Source organism: Rhodospirillaceae bacterium, assembly GCA_016712715.1.
Classification (GTDB): Bacteria; Pseudomonadota; Alphaproteobacteria; order Dongiales; family Dongiaceae; genus Dongia.
On record JADJQM010000001.1, the window covers coordinates 75,011 to 91,394 of the forward strand.

19 protein-coding genes are annotated in these 16,384 nt (G+C 64.2%); 11 read left to right on the forward strand and 8 right to left on the reverse strand.

Annotated elements, in window-relative coordinates:
• Nucleotides 1-59 precede the first annotated feature (59 nt).
• The 3 genes from IPK59_00425 to IPK59_00435 all read right to left on the reverse strand — a co-directional run bounded on the left by IPK59_00425 (nucleotide 60) and on the right by IPK59_00435 (nucleotide 2,106).
• Nucleotides 60-782 (reverse strand): Crp/Fnr family transcriptional regulator, encoded by a 723-nt coding sequence (locus IPK59_00425; protein ID MBK8157328.1) that lies wholly within the window; start codon nucleotides 780-782, stop codon nucleotides 60-62.
• A gap of 137 nt (nucleotides 783-919) precedes the next feature.
• The gene (locus IPK59_00430) at nucleotides 920-1,558 is read right to left on the reverse strand and encodes a DUF1109 family protein (GenBank protein MBK8157329.1); all 639 of its coding nucleotides are present in this window, start codon (nucleotides 1,556-1,558) and stop codon (nucleotides 920-922) included.
• On the reverse strand, nucleotides 1,555-2,106 hold the full coding sequence (locus IPK59_00435; protein ID MBK8157330.1) for a sigma-70 family RNA polymerase sigma factor: 552 nt from the start codon (nucleotides 2,104-2,106) through the stop codon (nucleotides 1,555-1,557). Before IPK59_00435 ends, IPK59_00430 begins: the two co-directional genes overlap by 4 nt.
• 181 nt (nucleotides 2,107-2,287) lie before the next feature.
• Between IPK59_00435 and IPK59_00440 the strand changes: the two genes are divergently transcribed.
• From IPK59_00440 to IPK59_00455, 4 genes are read left to right on the forward strand one after another with little or no spacing between them, the layout of a single operon-like run.
• Nucleotides 2,288-2,578 (forward strand): DUF2282 domain-containing protein, encoded by a 291-nt coding sequence (locus tag IPK59_00440; GenBank protein ID MBK8157331.1) that lies wholly within the window; start codon nucleotides 2,288-2,290, stop codon nucleotides 2,576-2,578.
• Nucleotides 2,579-2,605: 27 nt separating this feature from the next.
• On the forward strand, nucleotides 2,606-3,490 hold the full coding sequence (locus IPK59_00445; protein MBK8157332.1) for a DUF692 domain-containing protein: 885 nt from the start codon (nucleotides 2,606-2,608) through the stop codon (nucleotides 3,488-3,490).
• Complete coding sequence (locus IPK59_00450; GenBank protein ID MBK8157333.1) at nucleotides 3,474-4,244, forward strand: putative DNA-binding domain-containing protein; 771 nt, start codon at nucleotides 3,474-3,476, stop codon at nucleotides 4,242-4,244. Before IPK59_00445 ends, IPK59_00450 begins: the two co-directional genes overlap by 17 nt.
• The gene (locus IPK59_00455; protein ID MBK8157334.1) at nucleotides 4,241-4,699 is read left to right on the forward strand and encodes a DoxX family protein; all 459 of its coding nucleotides are present in this window, start codon (nucleotides 4,241-4,243) and stop codon (nucleotides 4,697-4,699) included. Before IPK59_00450 ends, IPK59_00455 begins: the two co-directional genes overlap by 4 nt.
• Here IPK59_00455 and IPK59_00460 read toward each other — a convergent pair.
• The 3 genes from IPK59_00460 to IPK59_00470 form a co-directional block, all read right to left on the reverse strand.
• Nucleotides 4,634-5,905 carry an MFS transporter gene (locus tag IPK59_00460; protein ID MBK8157335.1) on the reverse strand — a complete coding sequence of 424 codons (1,272 nt, stop codon included), beginning with the start codon at nucleotides 5,903-5,905 and terminating at the stop codon, nucleotides 4,634-4,636. The genes IPK59_00455 and IPK59_00460 overlap by 66 nt on opposite strands.
• On the reverse strand, nucleotides 5,902-6,798 hold the full coding sequence (locus IPK59_00465) for a DMT family transporter (protein ID MBK8157336.1): 897 nt from the start codon (nucleotides 6,796-6,798) through the stop codon (nucleotides 5,902-5,904). Before IPK59_00465 ends, IPK59_00460 begins: the two co-directional genes overlap by 4 nt.
• Nucleotides 6,799-6,889: 91 nt before the next feature.
• The gene (locus IPK59_00470; protein MBK8157337.1) at nucleotides 6,890-7,777 is read right to left on the reverse strand and encodes a LysR family transcriptional regulator; all 888 of its coding nucleotides are present in this window, start codon (nucleotides 7,775-7,777) and stop codon (nucleotides 6,890-6,892) included.
• Nucleotides 7,778-7,913: 136 nt separating this feature from the next.
• Here IPK59_00470 and IPK59_00475 point away from each other — a divergent pair, with 136 nt between their 5' ends.
• The 5 genes from IPK59_00475 to IPK59_00495 all read left to right on the forward strand — a co-directional run bounded on the left by IPK59_00475 (nucleotide 7,914) and on the right by IPK59_00495 (nucleotide 12,849).
• Entirely contained in the window at nucleotides 7,914-9,269 is a 1,356-nt protein-coding gene (locus IPK59_00475) for a lytic murein transglycosylase (protein ID MBK8157338.1), read from the forward strand.
• A gap of 135 nt (nucleotides 9,270-9,404) precedes the next feature.
• Nucleotides 9,405-9,797 (forward strand): preprotein translocase subunit YajC, encoded by a 393-nt coding sequence (yajC, locus tag IPK59_00480; protein MBK8157339.1) that lies wholly within the window; start codon nucleotides 9,405-9,407, stop codon nucleotides 9,795-9,797.
• Between the two features lie 105 nt (nucleotides 9,798-9,902).
• Nucleotides 9,903-11,462: a protein translocase subunit SecD gene (secD, locus tag IPK59_00485; protein MBK8157340.1), complete on the forward strand. Its 1,560-nt coding sequence runs from the start codon at nucleotides 9,903-9,905 to the stop codon at nucleotides 11,460-11,462.
• A gap of 18 nt (nucleotides 11,463-11,480) precedes the next feature.
• Nucleotides 11,481-12,425: a protein translocase subunit SecF gene (gene secF / locus IPK59_00490; protein MBK8157341.1), complete on the forward strand. Its 945-nt coding sequence runs from the start codon at nucleotides 11,481-11,483 to the stop codon at nucleotides 12,423-12,425.
• 43 nt (nucleotides 12,426-12,468) lie between these two features.
• Nucleotides 12,469-12,849 carry an Mth938-like domain-containing protein gene (locus IPK59_00495; protein MBK8157342.1) on the forward strand — a complete coding sequence of 127 codons (381 nt, stop codon included), beginning with the start codon at nucleotides 12,469-12,471 and terminating at the stop codon, nucleotides 12,847-12,849.
• A gap of 120 nt (nucleotides 12,850-12,969) precedes the next feature.
• Here the strand turns inward: IPK59_00495 and IPK59_00500 are convergent, their stop codons facing one another.
• Together IPK59_00500 and IPK59_00505 are read right to left on the reverse strand one after the other, a co-directional pair.
• On the reverse strand, nucleotides 12,970-13,593 hold the full coding sequence (locus tag IPK59_00500; GenBank protein ID MBK8157343.1) for a superoxide dismutase: 624 nt from the start codon (nucleotides 13,591-13,593) through the stop codon (nucleotides 12,970-12,972).
• A gap of 193 nt (nucleotides 13,594-13,786) precedes the next feature.
• Nucleotides 13,787-14,371 carry a urate hydroxylase PuuD gene (locus IPK59_00505; GenBank protein ID MBK8157344.1) on the reverse strand — a complete coding sequence of 195 codons (585 nt, stop codon included), beginning with the start codon at nucleotides 14,369-14,371 and terminating at the stop codon, nucleotides 13,787-13,789.
• A gap of 119 nt (nucleotides 14,372-14,490) precedes the next feature.
• Between IPK59_00505 and IPK59_00510 the strand changes: the two genes are divergently transcribed.
• Complete coding sequence (locus tag IPK59_00510) at nucleotides 14,491-15,339, forward strand: squalene/phytoene synthase family protein (GenBank protein ID MBK8157345.1); 849 nt, start codon at nucleotides 14,491-14,493, stop codon at nucleotides 15,337-15,339.
• Nucleotides 15,340-15,375: 36 nt separating this feature from the next.
• Nucleotides 15,376-16,206, forward strand: a complete 831-nt coding sequence (locus IPK59_00515) for a 3-keto-5-aminohexanoate cleavage protein (protein MBK8157346.1) — start codon at nucleotides 15,376-15,378, stop codon at nucleotides 16,204-16,206.
• The last annotated feature ends 178 nt before the right edge of the window (nucleotides 16,207-16,384 follow it).

Sequence of the window (16,384 nt, forward strand, 5' to 3'; positions counted from 1 at the left end):
AATGATGGCGTTCCGCGTCGACGGAAAATGCTCCAGTCCGGCTATTTGTGCCAACCCGGCTATTTGTGGCTGTGATGGGCCTGCAGGGTCTGGACCAGTTCTTCGAGCTTGGTCTTGTCCATGAGATAGAGGTTGCGGCCTTTGCGCTTCAGGAGGCCGCTCGGATAGAGCTGGCTCACGGCGCGGTTGACGGTTTCGCGCGTGGTGCGGGTGATGCCGGCGATCTCATGCATCGGCGGCAGGGGCCGCACGACCCAGAGGCCGGGCACGGCCGGCTCCGGTTGGGCCATGCGCAGCAATTCGGCATAGACGCGCTGGGCTGCCTGGAGGGTGGAAAGTTCCATGATGCGCAGGCCGCTCTGGCGTACCAGGCGCGCCATGCGCTGCAGCAAGCGGAAGGACACGACCGCATTGCTGCGCACGAGATCCATGAAGACCTCGGGCGGCATGATGCAGAGCTCGGATTTCTCGATTGCCGTCACGCTGGCAGAGCGGGGCTGCTCGTCGATCGCCGCCAGTTCGCCAAAGGATTCGCCGGGCTTTACGGTGGCCAGTGTCACTTCCTTGCCGGAGGGCGAGAAGGTGACGACGGCGACGGAACCCCTGAGAACAAAGAACACATCCCGGGAGGTGGCACCCTTGTCGAGGACGGTCTGGCCCTTGTCGCAGACGCGCCAGCGGCAACGGGCCTCCAGCGCCTTCAATTCAGGTTCGGGGATGCCCTCAAGCAGCGCAAATGCGCGCAAGGTGCGTTCAACGGTCTGTGTCTGAGTCGTTCCCATGGCGGCAGCATAGTCGAAAGGAATCGTCTCGCCAACCTGCCCCGCAACGGGTCACGAGATGGCAATCGCCGCGCTTAGCAGGGACAAGGTTCGGGCAAGAGAGCGGCTGGGAACTCATCGTGAACGGTGGCGCCGTTCTACCAGCGCAGATAGAACCGGCCGGCGATCGTCCCCACCAGCGTCAGGATGCCGACGGCCGCCATGTACCAGATGGCGACATAGAAGGGGGAATCGTTGTCGCAGTGCAGGGCATAGATGAAGGCGCCGATCCCGCCGGCGGCGAAGCCAGCGATGGCGCCGGCTCCCGTCGGGGATTGCGGCGCGCCGTGACGGAGCGTCACCAGCGCCGCCGCCAGCGGAACGAGGCCGATCAGCGGCACCAGGGTCACGCAATATTCCGGGTTGAAGCCCATGGCGCTTGCGGACCAGCGGTCCATGGGCAGCATGACGATTTCAAGTATCAGGCTCAAGGCCAGCGGCGCCAAGGCGAGGGCCAGCCATTTGCCGTCGGTGGCGAGACCATGCTGCGGCCGAGCCAGGCGGAACAGCAGCATCAGGCCGAAGGCCGCGATGCTCGCGCTGACCAGTACCTTGAAGAGATAGCGCCAGGTTTGCAGGGCATCGCCGAGATCCGGCCGCATGTCGAGGAAGGACATGAAGATGAGGAAGGCGACCAGCAAGGCCGGCGGTGCCGCATAGGCAAAGGTGCGCCGGGGCGATGCGGGTGGGCTTTCCTGGTCAGCCACCAGGCTGGCGATGAGGTCGTCGGTCTTCATGTCTCACTCCTTCTGGCGGCAGCCGCCAGGGCCGCGAGGCCGCGATGCAAGGCGACCCGCACCGCGCCTTCGCTCAGGGACAGGCGCTGGGCTGTCTCCGTGGGCGAGAGGCCATCAATCGAGATAGCGCGCACCACCTGCGACTGGCCCGGAGGCAAGGTGGCGAGGTGCCGGTCGAGCGCCTCGGTGGACAAGCTCCGTTCCGGTTCGGGTGCCGCCAGCGTCTCCAGCACGTCGTCGACCGGCACCATGATGCGGCGGCCGCGCCGGCGCAGATTGTCGATGAGCTTGTGGCGCGTCACGGCCCGCAGCCAGGGCAGGATCGCCCGGTCCGCATCCCAGCTTGCCCGTTTCAGATGAATGGCCAGCAACGTCTCCTGCACGATATCCTCTGCTTCCGCGATTTCGTAACCCTGGCGTGCCAGTTCCCGTCGTACCCAGCGGCGCAGCATGTCGGCGAGAGCGCTCAGCAACCGGCGATAGGCCGCAGCATCGCCTGCCTGGGCCGCGCGCATCCAACTGGCCAGTTCGTCTTCCAAATCGCTCACACCTAAGTCCCCTATACGGCCCCCATGTGCCGCTGTTACGCGGCGGCCTGTCGCATCATGAAGAAAATGGTCCGCTCGGTAAACCGCATCGATTTGCGCTGGGTCACGTAACAAGCAGGGGAGGCCGGTCGAATTGGTCAGGGTAAGCCCTTCCGGGGCTATTAATCAGGAGGAATAACCCATGAATCGCCGTACTGCCAGCCTTGCCATCGCTGGCTCTCTGCTCAGCGCGCTCGCTTTGTCCGCCATGCCCGCCAGCGCCGATGACGCCAAGGAAAAGTGCTTCGGTATCGCCCTTGCCGGCCAGAATGATTGCGCCTCTGAAGGCGGTAATTCCTGCGCCGGCACCTCGAAGGTCGATTACGACAAAGCGGCGTGGAAGCTGGTGCCGAAGGGCAGCTGCGAAACGACGATGATCAAGCTGCCGGACGGCATGGAGCGGGCCGGCTCGCTGATGCCGATCGAATCCTGACGCGTGCAGGACTAGATCGTGATGGCCATGTCAGTGCCCGTCTCCCCCGACAAGTACATGACCAGCCCGATCCCGGCGTGTGCCGGGATCGGGCTGCGGCCGCTGCATTATGCCGATATCCTCTCGCAGCCGCCGAAGGTCGGCTGGATCGAGGTGCATCCTGAAAACTATCTCACCGCCGGCGGGCCGCAGCACCGGGCCCTGACCGCGGCACGGCAGATTTATCCGCTGTCGTTTCACGGCGTCGGCCTGTCGCTGGGCGGCCTTGCGCGACCGGACCCGGCGCATCTTGCGCGGCTGCGCGTGCTCATCGCGCGCTATCAGCCGGCGCTTTTTTCCGAGCATCTCGCCTGGTCCAGCCATGGCGGCGCGTTCATGAACGATCTGCTGCCGATTCCCTATACCGAGGCGGCGCTCGATCGGCTGGTGGCTCATGTCGATGAAACGCAGGAATGCATCGGCCGGCAGATCCTCATCGAGAATCCGTCGCTCTATCTGCGCCTTCAGGACAGCGACATGCGGGAAACAGAATTCCTGCGCGAACTCACCGCCCGCAGCGGCTGCGGCCTGCTGCTCGACATCAACAATGTCCATGTCTCGGCCCGCAATTGCGGTTTCGATTCCGGCACCTATCTCGCCGACTATCCATTGGATCACGTGCGCGAGATCCATCTCGCCGGCCACATGGCCGAGGTTGATGATGGCGGAGCCGAGGTGCTGATCGACGCGCACAATACCAGCGTCTCGGCGGCGGTCTGGGCACTCTATCGGTGGGTGGTGCGAGTGGTTGGTCCGCTGCCGACGCTGATCGAATGGGACCAGGATTTGCCCGATTGGCGTATCCTGCTCGCGGAAGCAGCCAGCGCCGATCGCATCCTCGCCGAGGAGGTGCCGCATGCCGACGTCGCCTGATCGCATCGCCGCCTTCGCCGGCGCCTTGTGGGCGACGGAGAGGGCCGTGCCGGAGGGGCTGCTGCCGGCCGCGCGCTTTGCCCTCCACCGCAACAATGTCTATGCGAGTTTGGTCGGCTGCCTCGCGGCACGCTTCCCGGTGATCCTGCGGTTGCTGGGCGAGGATTGTTTCCGCCAATCCACCCGTCATTTCGTCGAGGTCTCGCCGCCGCGCTCGCCGGTGTTGATGGAATATGGCGCGGGCTTCGCCGATTTTCTTGCCGGCTTCGCGCCCCTGCGGGAGCTTTCTTATCTTGCCGATGTCGCGCGGCTGGAATGGCATCGGCATGTGGCCCTGCACGGTGCCGATGCCGCGCCCCTGGACCGCACGACGCTTGCCGCCGTGCCGCCGGACCGGATGCCGGACCTGGTCCTGGCGCTGCATCCGACCGCCGAGATTCTGAGTTCGGCCTATCCCGTCCTGTCGATCTGGCAGGCCAATGCTGTTGCGGCTGCGACAGTGCCTGTCGGTGCTGATCTGCCGGGTGAGAGCGTACTCATCGTGCGGCCGCTTGACGAGGTTCTGCTGCTGCCATTGAGCGTTGCCGCGGCGGGCTTCCTGCGAACCCTCATGCGCGGTCTCACCTTGGGTGAGGCGGCGGAAGCGGCTGGGATGATCGCCGCCGATTTTGATCTCTCCCAGGCACTGGCGCCCTTGCTGCGCGACAATGTCTTCACCGGATTTCACCTTGCCAACTCTTGCGAACGGACATGATCATGTTGCTGAAGAATCTTATCGGCCTCTTTGCCCGCATTCCCCAGGACCTCATCGCGCTGCTGGCGCGACTTGGCATCGGCGTGGTGTTCCTGCGCTCCGGTCTCCTCAAGCTCGACGGCTGGGACAATGGCAACACGCTGGCGCTGTTCCAGTATGAATATCAGCTGCCGCTCATTCCGCCTGAACTCGCAGCGCCCCTGGCGATGGCGATGGAACTCACCGTGCCGCTCTTTCTGTTTGCGGGCCTGGGTACGCGCTTTGCAGCCTTGGCCCTCCTTGGCATGACGCTGGTGATCCAGACCTTCGTCTACCCGAACGCGTTCGACACCCATGCCGTCTGGGCGGTGGCGCTGCTCGTCCTCATCAAGTTCGGCGGCGGGACGTTCTCAGCCGATCATGTGCTGGGGCGGCTTGCCGGTCAGCGCGAATCCTTGCGCGCCGGCGCGGCATAGCGGCCGGTCACGTACCAGGCGAAGGCCAGCACCTGCAGGATGAGGGAGCGCGCCGAAGGCAATGGCGTAGCTGGTCATGGGCGAGGTGCCGCCCTCTGTCCCCAGGCGATCGAGAATCCAGCCGATCGAGGATTGGAACAGGGCCGAGGCCAGGAACAGCATGAGGTTGGCGGCCGATTGTGCGCGGCCGGCAAGGTCGCGGCCAAAATGGGCGCCCAGGGTTGCATAGCCGAGATTGGCGGCCTGGCCGGTGAAGCCGTAGACGATCCAGATGAGGGGCAGCGGTACGGGCAGGGCGAAAATCATGGCGAGCTGGGCCGCGGCATAGAGCGTGAAGGCGCCGGCCACCACGGTTTTGAGGCCGATGCCGTGGCGCTGCACTCGATCGGCGATGATGCCGGTGAGGAGAGACCCCACCGCGAAGGCGAGGCCCAGCACCATCAATTGTTGGCCGGCGGCGTGGCGGTCGAGACCCCCAACGTCGGTCATCCAGCGCGTGGCCCACAGCGTCTGCACCGCGATGAAGGTGCCGGAGATGGCCGCCACCATGGGTGCCACGCGCCAGAAGATCGGATCCTTGAAGATGCCGAGATAGCCGCGCAGCTGGCCGATGAGCGCCACCGGGCGGTGATCGTCGTCGCGTTTCGGTACCAGGAAGAAGATCGACGCGGTGACGCAGAGAGTGAAGACCACCAGCACGGCAAAAAGGGACCGCCAGCCGATGAGGTCGACGGCGAGGTTGGCGGGGTAGGTCCCGCACAGGAAGCCGAGGCCGCCGAAGGTCACCACGGTCGAATTGCCGAGGGCCAGGCGCTCCGGTGGCAGCCACATGGCATTGGCCTTGAAGGCCGACATCAGGCAGCCGCCAAGGCCGATGCCGATGAGCAGGCGCGCACCGGCCAGGCTCAAAGTGCTGTCACCGAGTGCGAACCAGGCGGCACCGGTTGCCGCCAGCATCAGCAGCCAGGTCTGCACCAGGCGCGGGCCGAAGCGGTCGAGGAGCAGCCCGAGGGGCAACTGGAACAGCACGAAGCCATAGAGATACATCGAGGTCATCAGGCCGAGATCGGTGTTGCTCAAATGAAGCTCGGCGATGAGATCGTCGGAGATGGCGGCGTTCACCACGCGGAAGAGGTAGGATGTGAAATAGCCGGCGGCGAACGGCCCCAGGGCGCGCAGAATGATGCCGAAGGTCAACGGCGTCATGCGACGTTGAGCGGTTGGCGGGCGGCGCGGCGCTGGTCGTAGAGCGTGTTGCCGGCGACCGCCGCCAGCACGAGGGCGCCGCCATAAAGCGCGTAGACGCCGGGATTCTCACCGAGGAACAGGAACACCCAGAAAGCGCCGAGCACGGTTTCGACGAGCGAGATGAGCGCTGCCTCGGCGGCCGGGATCAGGCGCGCTCCGGTGGTGAAGAGGATGAGGCCGATTGCCAACTGCACGGCGCCGAACAGGAACAGATAAAAGAGATCGCTGCTGGATATATGCAAGGCGTCGAAACCGGCAATGGCGAAGCCGATGACACCCATGAGCGCGGTGCCGAGGCAGGTGGCCGGCGTCATGCGCACATGGCTGTAGCGGCGAGTGAGCACGGTTGCGATGGCGAAGGCGACCGCGATCACCACGGAGAGGATCGTGCCGGTGGCGTCGGTATGTCCCTCGGCCTTCGAGAACATGAGCGCGATGCCGCCCAGCGCCACGGCCATGGCGATGATGCGCGGCCAGCCCAGCTTTTCGCGCATCCAGGCCCAGGCGAGGAGGCCAGCCATCAGCGGTGCGGTCGATTGCACCACCAGGATGAGTGCCACGGTCGCGTGCTGGAGGGCGATCACGAAGGAGATCGAGGCGGTGGCGAAACAGATGCCGACGCCGATGCCGCCCGGCCCCATATTGCGGAAATGGCTCCACGTCTGCTTTCCGTCGCGGATGAGCAGGAAAATGAGCAGCGCCAAAGCGGCGATGCTACCGCGCCAGGCGACGATGACCCAGGGATCGGCCGTGATCTGGCGCGCAATGAGGCCACCCAGGCTCCAACAGATCGCCGCTGCGATGACGAGCAAGGTGCCCTTCCGGTGCAGCGACGCGGCATTCTCCGACATGAAACAAGATCCCCTGAAATCGTCGCCGCAGCATAGAGGGCGCATGATCGGCGGCAAGGGTGCCGGCCTTCATGGCAGATATGCAGCAAATCTAGCCGTCTTGTGCGCTGCTGCGCTGCACCTCGGCCAGAAGCCAGGCGCGGAAGGCGGAGAAGGGCGGGTCGCTCAGCGCTTCGGCGCGGTAGATAAGGTGCCAGGCCTTGCCCGGATCGACCAGGGCGAGATCGAAGAGCCGCACCAGCCTTCCGGCATCGAGATCGTCCTGCACATAGGGTGCCCGCACCAAAGCGATGCCGAGCCCGTCAAGGGCCGCCTGGATCGCATAGGTCGAATAGTCGAAAGAGAGGCGGCGGCGGAAGCGCGCGGGATCGAGCCCACTTTCCGCCAGCCAGCGCGGCCATTCCTTGGGCGCATGGGCCACTTCGAGGAGCGTGTGGTGCTGGAGGTCGGCCTGCTTCCGGATGCTGGCGGCCAAAGTGGGCGCCGCCACGGGAAAGAGGGCGGCGCTGAACAGGGGATCGGCCAGCAAGCCAGGCAGCGGCGCGCTGCTGAGGCGGATGGTGGCGGCCCAGTCCGGGCGCAGGGTCACATGATCGTCGATCGCCGTCACCATGCGCACCTCGATGCCCGGATGCTGGCGCTGGAAATGCTGCAGGCGCGGAATGAGCCAGCGCATGGCGAAGGTGGGACCGGCCGCGACCGAGAGGCCGGGCAGGGTAGTCCGCCGCACGCTGTCGACCGCGGCCTCGATGCGCCGGAAGGCATCGTCGAGGAGGGGCGCCAGGCTGCGGCCGGCCGGGGTGGGGACGAGGGAGTTGGCGTGGCGCTCGAAGAGGGTCTGGCCGATCTGCCCCTCGACCAGTTTCACCAGGCGGCTGATGGCGGTCTGGGTGACGTTGAGTTCCGTGGCGGCGGCCACGAAGCTGCCCAAGCGGAGCGCGGCCTCGACCGCCTTCAATCCCTTGAGGGAGGGGGACATGGTGATATTACCCTAATAAAAACTTGGGCTAATCTGCCATGCGCGCGGGCGCAATGAAAGACCGGCGCGGCCGGTGACATTCGCCCCGCTGCCCCCTATCCTCAGCCACATGATTCGGTCGTGGAGAAGGTGGTTCATGCGTGCGCTGGTGAAGCTGGAAAAGTCGAAGTTGCAGGCGGGCAGGATCGTCCCGGCGATGGTGCTGTCGGCGCTGCTCACTGCCTGCGCGGCACCCCCACCCCCGGCGCCGGTCGTGGCTGCCCCCGCACCGGCCCCCGCGCCAGCACCGGCCGCACCTGCCGTGACGTCCGCCGTCCCCGATTTTACCCAGATCACGCAGACGAGCTGCCCCGGCACGGCCGCCAGCTATGACGAATGGGTCGCCCGCTTCGGCGCCTATGCGCTCCATCAGGGGCAGCGGGAGCCGGTTATCCGCTTGGCTTTCGCCGATGTCACCGAGAACCCGAAGATCCGCGACCGCGCCGGTAAGCAGGCCGAGTTCGTGACGCCGGTCTGGACCTATCTGGAGCGCGCCGTGTCTGCCGAGCGGATTGCCAAGGGACAGGCGAAGCTGCCGGAAGTGCGGGGCTTGGCCGCGCAGATCGAGTCCGAGTATGGCGTCAGTGCCGCCACCCTCATGGGCATCTGGGGCATCGAGACCGATTTCGGCAATAATTTCGGCGACGTCAATGTGTTCGAGGCGCTCTCCAATGTCGGCTATGGCACCAGCCGCAAGGATTTCGCCTGCACCGAATTGATGTCGGCGTTGAAGATCGTCTCGGCCGGCAAGGTGCAGCCCAACCAGATGATCGGCTCCTGGGCCGGCGCCATGGGGCACAGCCAGTTCCTCCCCTCGAACTACCTCACCATCGCGGTCGACCGTGATGGCTCGGGTGCGCCCGACCTGTGGACCTCGATGCCGGATGTGTTCGCCTCGACCGCCAACCATCTGAAGCGCGACGGCTGGCAGCCGGGCCTCACCTGGGGTTTCGAGGTGAAGTTGCCGCAGGGCTTTCCCTATCAGGAGGCCGAGCTCGATATCGACAAGCCGGTCAGCCATTGGCAGAAGCTCGGCGTGAAGTCGATCGACGGCCAGGCCCTGCCCAACCTGCCGGGCAATACGTCGATCCTGGTGCTGGCTGGCTTTAAGGGGCCGGCCTTCCTGGTCACCAAGAACTTCAAGACGATCCTTAAATACAACTACTCGACCTCCTATGCGCTGTCGGTCGCCTATCTCGGCCAGCGCGTGATGGGTGGGCCGGGGGTGAAGGCTACGTGGCCGGTAGATGAGCCGCCGCTGGCGCTCGAGGAACGGGAAGAGCTGCAGCAGCGCCTGGTCGATCGCGGCCTGCTGGCGGGTGCCGTCGACGGTGTGATCGGGCTGAAGAGCCGCAAGGCGATCCGCGCCTTCCAGCTGGAAGCAAGGTTGCCGGCGGACGGATTCGCGACCAAGGCCTTGCTCGAAGAACTGCGCCGCCGCGCGGCCAGCTGACGGCCGGTAACTACATAAAAAATAAGGAAAAGCGCTCGATTGCTTTTCCCCGCCCGATGGTTATAGTCCCGCCTTTCGGGAAGGTTGGGGCGGTTTGCCGTACCCTGACGGTCAAAATTTGCAGGGAGAGATTTCATGTTCATTTCAGAAGCTTACGCGCAGACGGCCGCCGCCGCGCCGGGCGCCGCCGACATGCTGACCAGCTTTCTGCCGCTGGTCCTCATCTTCGTTGTGTTCTGGTTCCTGATGATTCGCCCGCAGCAGAAGCGCATGAAGGAACATAAGGCGCTGGTCAGTGCGGCGAAGAAGGGCGACAAGATCGTCACCAATGGCGGCATCCTCGGCACGATCACAAAGGCGGTCGACAGCGAGATCGATGTCGAGGTCGAAATCGCCCCCGGCGTCAAAGTGCGCGTGCTGCGCTCGGCCATCCAGGACGTGCTCAACCGCACCATGCCGGCGGGCAAGGGCGGCAAAGTCGTCGAAGCCAAGGCCGAGACCAAGAATGAAGGCGCCAACGACGCCTGATCTGCGCTGAACGGCCCGCCATCAACCGGCGGGCCGTCGCATTTCAAGCGGTCGGGTCCACGCGCGCAAAGTCGGGCCGGCACCACGTCAAGGACATAGGGCGATATGCTGCAGTTCTCAAAATTCAAGATCACGCTGATCCTGGCGGTGTTGCTGGCCGGTCTCTACACAGCGATGCCGAACCTGTTCAGCGCCGGGCAGGTTGCCAACCTGCCGTCCTGGCTGCCGGCGCGCACAGTGAGCCTCGGCCTCGACCTGCAGGGCGGATCGCATCTGCTTTATGAAGTCGACACAGCAGCACTCGTCAAAGGCAAGCTTGACGGCGTCGAGGACGAAGTCCGTGCCGCGATGCGCGATGCCAAGCTCGGCTACACCGATCTCGGCGTGAAGGGCGAGCAGGTCAGCTTCAAGCTGCGCGATCTCAGCGCGCTGGATGCGGCACGCACGGCGCTTGCCAAGGCGACGACGGGCATGCAGCTCGATATCGCCGCCGATGGTGCCGTCAGCATTTCATTCTCCGACGCAGCTTTGGCCGAACTGAAGAAGCATGCGGTCGAACAGTCGATCGAGATCATCAACAAGCGTATCGACCAGACCGGCACCAAGGAACCGACCATCATCCGCCAGGGCGATGACCGCATCGTCGTGCAGGTGCCGGGCGTCAGCGATCCGCAGCGCCTGAAGGATCTCATCGGCAAGACCGCCAAGATGGAATTCAAGATGGTCGACGAGACCGCGGAAGCGACCGGGACCGCGCCGCCGACCTCGATCCAGCTCCCCGAACTCGATGATGACGGCAAGCCCGGTCGCCTGCTGTGGATCAAGAAGCCGGTGATGGTGTCGGGTGAAACGTTGATCGAGGCCCAGCAGGGTTTCGACGGCGGCATGCCGATCGTGAGCTTCAAATTCGATTCCGTGGGTGCGCGCAAATTTGGCGACGCCACCAAGGCAAATGTCGGCAAGCGCTTTGCGATCGTGCTCGACAACCAGATCATCAGCGCGCCGAAGATCAACGATGCGATCCTGGGCGGCAGCGGCATCATCAGCGGCAATTTCACGACGGAATCGGCGCGCGACCTCGCCATCCTGCTGCGCGCCGGCGCCCTGCCGGCGCCGCTCACGGTGCTGGAGGAGCGCACGGTCGGTGCCGATCTCGGCGCCGATCCGATCGAGGCCGGCAAGCGCGCCTGCCTCATCGCGGTTGTCTTCATCGCCGTGGCCATGGTCGTGCTCTATGGCCTGTTCGGCGTGTTCGCGAATGTCGCCATGATGCTCAACGGCGTCCTGATGCTGGGCTTCCTCTCTGCCATCGGCGCCACGCTGACCGTCCCCGGCATCGCCGGCATGGTGCTGACGCTGGGCATGGCGGTCGACGCCAACGTGCTGATCCTGGAGCGCGTGCGCGAGGAGATGCGCAATGGCCGCTCGCCGGTCAATGCGATGGAGGCCGGCTACCGCGAGGCGCAGGCAACCATCTTCGATGCCAACGTCACCCATGCAATTTCGACCATGTTCCTGTTCGCCTTCGGCTCCGGACCGATCAAAGGCTTCGCCATCACGCTCCTCATCGGCATCGTCAGTTCGGTCTTCACCGCCGTGGTCGTGACACGGTTGATGACGTCGGTCTGGCTCCGCCAAGCGCGCCCCAAAGCGCTGCCGTTGTAAGAAGCGAGGAAGATCCAGATGTTCAAACCGCTCCACCTCGTTCCCGCCGGCACCCGCATCAACTTCATGCGGCCGCACAAGATCGCCCTCGTCCTGTCGGTCATCATGATCCTGGGGTCGTTCGCCCTGGTCTTCACCAAGGGTCTCAATTTCGGCATCGATTTCGCCGGCGGCGTGATCATGGAAGTGAAGAGTTCGACGCCGGTCGCTGATCTTGGCACCATGCGCGAGCAACTCGGCAATCTCGACCTCGGCGAGATCTCGCTGCAGGAATTCGGCGCCCCCGATGTCGTCCTCATCCGCATTCCGCAGCAGGATGGCGGCGAGGTGGCGACACAGGCCGCCGTTGCCAAGGTTAAGGAATCACTCGGCACCGAGTGGCAGTATCGCCGCACGGAGTCGGTCGGCCCAAAGGTCGGCGACGAGCTGAAGTCGAGCGCCGTCTGGGCGTCGCTCTTCGCCATGCTCGGCATTATGGCCTATATCTGGTTCCGCTATGAGTGGCAGTTCGGCATCAACGCGGTGCTGGCGCTGTTCCACGATTGCGTGACCACGGTCGGCTTCTTTGCCTTGACCGGCATGGAATTCAACCTGACCACGGTCGCCGCGGTCCTCACCATCGCCGGCTATTCGGTCAACGACACGGTCGTGATCTATGACCGCATCCGCTACGATCTGCGCCGCTACAAGACCATGCCGCTCTCGCAGCTGATCAACCATGCGCTCAATGAAACGCTGGCGCGCACGACGGTGACGTCGGGCCTCACACTGCTCTCGGTCCTGGCCTTGGCCATCTGGGGCGGCGAGGCGATGCGCGGTTTCTCGATCGCCATGATCTGGGGCATCCTCATCGGCACCTATTCGACCATCTGCGTCGCCTCGCCGATGCTGCTCTACATGAACATCCGCAACATCGGATCGGACAAGGGCAAGACGGCGGAAGCCGGCGCGCAGCAGGCCTGAGTGTTTTTGAAGGCTCCGGTTATCTGAACTCAAGGAGGGGATCATGGATGTGACACCCCTGATACCGGCCGGCCGCCAGATCATCGAGACCTATGGCGACGGCCGCTTCCGCATTGCCAACGTGCTCCACCCGGGATCGGTGCTGGTATTTCCGGCGAAGACGCTGATGTGGGCCGTGACGGAGATGGCGGCGCTCGACATGGCCAGCTTGCAGCCGGTGTCACTGGCGGCGCAGTCCGGCGAGGTGAAGTTGCTGCTGCTGGGTTGCGGTCCGCGCCTCACGCAAGTGCCGCGAGACCTCCGCGCGCTGTTGCGCGCCGACGGCATCGTCATCGAACCGATGGATACGGGGGCCGCCGCGCGCACCTTTAATGTGCTGATGGCAGAAGGCCGCTGGGTTGCGGCGGCCTTGATCGCGGTGTAGTCGCTAAATCCAATCTGTCATGCCCGTGCTTGGCACGGGCATCCACGAGTTAGAGTCCGCCCGATAGAAACTCGTGGATCCCCGCACCAAGTGCGGGGATGACGATCGAGTTTGGTGGCGTCAACCAGCCTTGCGCACCTTGGTTGATTCTTCCGCGGCACCCTTGGCCATGTTCTCGGCGGCGAATTTCCAGTTCACGATGTTCCAGAAGGCACCGACATAGTCCGGCCGCTTGTTGCGATAATCGATGTAATAGGCGTGTTCCCAGACATCGCAGGTCAGCAGCGGCTTATCCGCGGTGGTCAGCGGCGTCTGCGCATTGCTGGTGCTCTTGAGGTCGAGCCCGCCATCAGGAGTCTGAACCAGCCAGACCCAGCCGGAACCGAAGGTGTCCGCCGCGACCTTGCCGAACTCGGCCTTGAAGGTGTCGAACGGACCCCACTTCTTTTCGATCGCCTCGCCCAGCACGCCATCGGGTTCGCCGCCCGCCTTGGGAGCAAGGCTGTGCCAATAGAAATCATGGTTCCACGCCTGGGCGGCGTTGTTGAAGATCTTGCCGGAGGAGTTTTTTACGATCTCCTCAAGCGGTTTGTCCTCGAATTCGGTGCCGGCAATCAGCTTGTTCAGCGTCTCGACATAGGTCTTGTGATGCTTGCCGTAATGGAACTCGAGCGTCTCTTTCGAGATGTGGGGCGCTAACGCATCCTGGGCATAGGGCAGGTCGGGAAGGGTGATCTTGGCCATGGGGGAACCTTTCTGCTGGCCGCCCTATCCACCACGACATGAGGGATGATTGCGGCACTGGCTGCTGATCCACTAGAAACGATGGCGGATCAGCTTGGTTCCCGATCGGGACTGTGACGTTTTGGCACAAAAAAACGGGGTCCCGAAGGACCCCGTTCGTTTGGCGGATCAATCCGGCCGAAGCGGCCGAGGATCAGTTACCGATGCCCTGCTGCTGGGCCACCATGCAATAGAGCATGGGGATCGACAGCATCGTGTTGATGCGCGAGGTCAGCATCGCGGTGCGGGCCGACTTCTTCTTGGTGTCGGCGTCGGCTTCGACGATGCCGAGCGCGCGCTTCTGGTTCGGCCAGATGACGAACCAGACGTTGAAGCCCATGATCAGCGCCAGCCACATGCCGATGCCGATCGTGCGGAAGCCGGCCTGGAAGGTCAGCGCCTCGACGATGTACTGGTTGTGCGCGGCGGTGATCAGGCCGAACACGATGGTGCCCAAGGCCGCCCAGCGGAAGAAGTAGAGCGCGGTCGGCGCGATCACTTTGCCGATCGCGGGCTTATGCTCGTCGGGAATCTTCGGCATCGACGGGATCTGAACGAAGTTGAAGTAATAAAGCAGACCGATCCACAGGATGCCGAACCAGACATGGATGAAGCGGAACAGGAACGACATGTAGGGACCGGCATCGAAGCCGCCCAGATTGACGATGGCGAAGACGATGATGGCCAGCACCACGCCGGCCGCCAACGTCCTGTGTAGATTTTCGAGAATTTTGCTCATTGCTGACCCCTCCAAAGCAAAAGCGGTGTGGCTATCGGGCGCATTCTATAGGATGCCCCGTGGCATAGAAACTGATTCCCCCTAATCCATTGGAAAATTATGGGAATAGTGTGGAAACGATGAGCAAGGGCGAAGCCGATCTGGTGCGCGCGCTGGAAGCGTTGCGGTTGGTGGATCGCGATCGTTTTCTGTGTGCGCTGGCGGCACCCGCGGCCCAGCGCGCCGATCTGGTGACGCTCTATGCCTTCAACGCGGAACTGGCCGGCATCGCCGACAAGGTAAGCGAGTCGATGCTGGGCCTCATCCGCCTGCAATGGTGGCGCGACGCGTTGGCCGATATCGCGGCCGGGCGCGGCCATCGCCATCATCTGGTGCAGGCGCTGGGCGAGGTCGTGGCGCGGCGCGGATTGAGTCCCGCATTGCTCTCACAATTGATCGATGCGCGCGAGCGCGATGTCGAAGGCAGCCAGCCAACCGATCTTGCCGAGCTCGAATCCTACGCGGCGGCCAGTGCCGGAGCCTTGTGCGAGCTGGCGCTGGAGATCTGCGCGCCGACACCGCCGGCTGTCTGGCGCAAGGCAGCGCTTGCGGCGGGCACGGCCTATGGTCTCATCGGCATCCTGCGCGCAACACCCTATCTCGCGCAGCATCGGCGCATCATGCTGCCCGAAGCCGATATGGCCGAGGCCGAACTTTCCCCGGATCGGCTCCTTGAGCTGAAACCGGGTGCAGCCCTTCAACCCGTGGTGCAATCCGTGGCGGCACGTGCCGCCGAGCTTCTTGTTGCAGCGCGGAAGGAACGGCTACCAAGAAGGGCCATGCCGGCGCTGTTTCCGGGGCGACTTGCCGCCGCACAGCTTGAGCGGTTGCGCCGGCACGGCTACGATCCGTTCGCGGCGGGCAGTTCGACACCGTCCGGCCTCAACATCTGGCGTCTCATCACGGCGCGCTGGTTGGGGCGCATCTGAACGTCGACCAGGCAAGCGAGCAAAGTTTCAAAGATCATGAGCACACCCGCGATCATCACCGTCGCCATCACCGGCAGCCAGCCCACCAAAGCCCAGAACCCAGCCGTGCCGACACAGCCGGCCGAGCAGATCGAAAGCACGCAGCAGGCGTTCGAGGCAGGGGCGAGCCTGGTTCATATCCATGTGCGCGACGCCGAGGACAAATCATCCTCCGACATCGAGAAGTTCCGCCTGGTGCAGGACGGCATCCGCAAGCATTGCCCCGGCATGATCATCCAGTTCTCGACCGGCGGGCGCGGGCGCGAGGCCTCGGAGCGCGGTGCCGCCTTGGCGCTGAAGCCCGACATGGGATCGCTTGCCACCGGCTCGGTCAATTTCGCGACGATCATCTATGAGAACCCGCCGCAGCTCATCGACGATCTGGCGAACGACATGCTGAAATATGACGTGAAACCGGAATGCGAATTGTTCGATCTCGCCATGCTCTACAACGCCAAGGCGCTGGTGGAGCGCGGCCTGCTCAAGGATCCGGCCCATGTGCAGTTCGTGCTGGGGATTCCAGGCGCGCTGCCGGCGCGCGAGAAGATCGTCGATTTCATGCTCGAAGAACTGACCGAACTGATGCCGAAGGCGACCTGGACCGCGGCCGCGATCGGCCGCCTGCAGCTCGACGCCAATCATTGGGCGCTGAAGCGCGGCGGTCATGTGCGCACCGGGCTCGAGGACAATATCTATTTCGAGAAGGGGCGCCTGGCCGCGAGCAATGCCGAACTGGTGAAGCGGGTGGCCGATCTCTGCGGCAAGTATGACCGGCATCCCGCCACGCCCGCCGAGGCGCGGGCGCTGCTGGGGCTGAAGGCGGCTTAGCGTCAAAATCCCCTCACCCCGCCCCTCTCCCCGCAAGCGGGGCGAGGGAGTTACGAGCGAGATCGCCATAAAGCCCCTCGCCCCGTCCTTAGGGGGAGAGGGGTTGGGGTGAGGGGCTCTTAGGCAAAAATGCAAACGGGGCGCTTCCGTTGGGAAGCGCCCCGTTCAAATGCCGTCG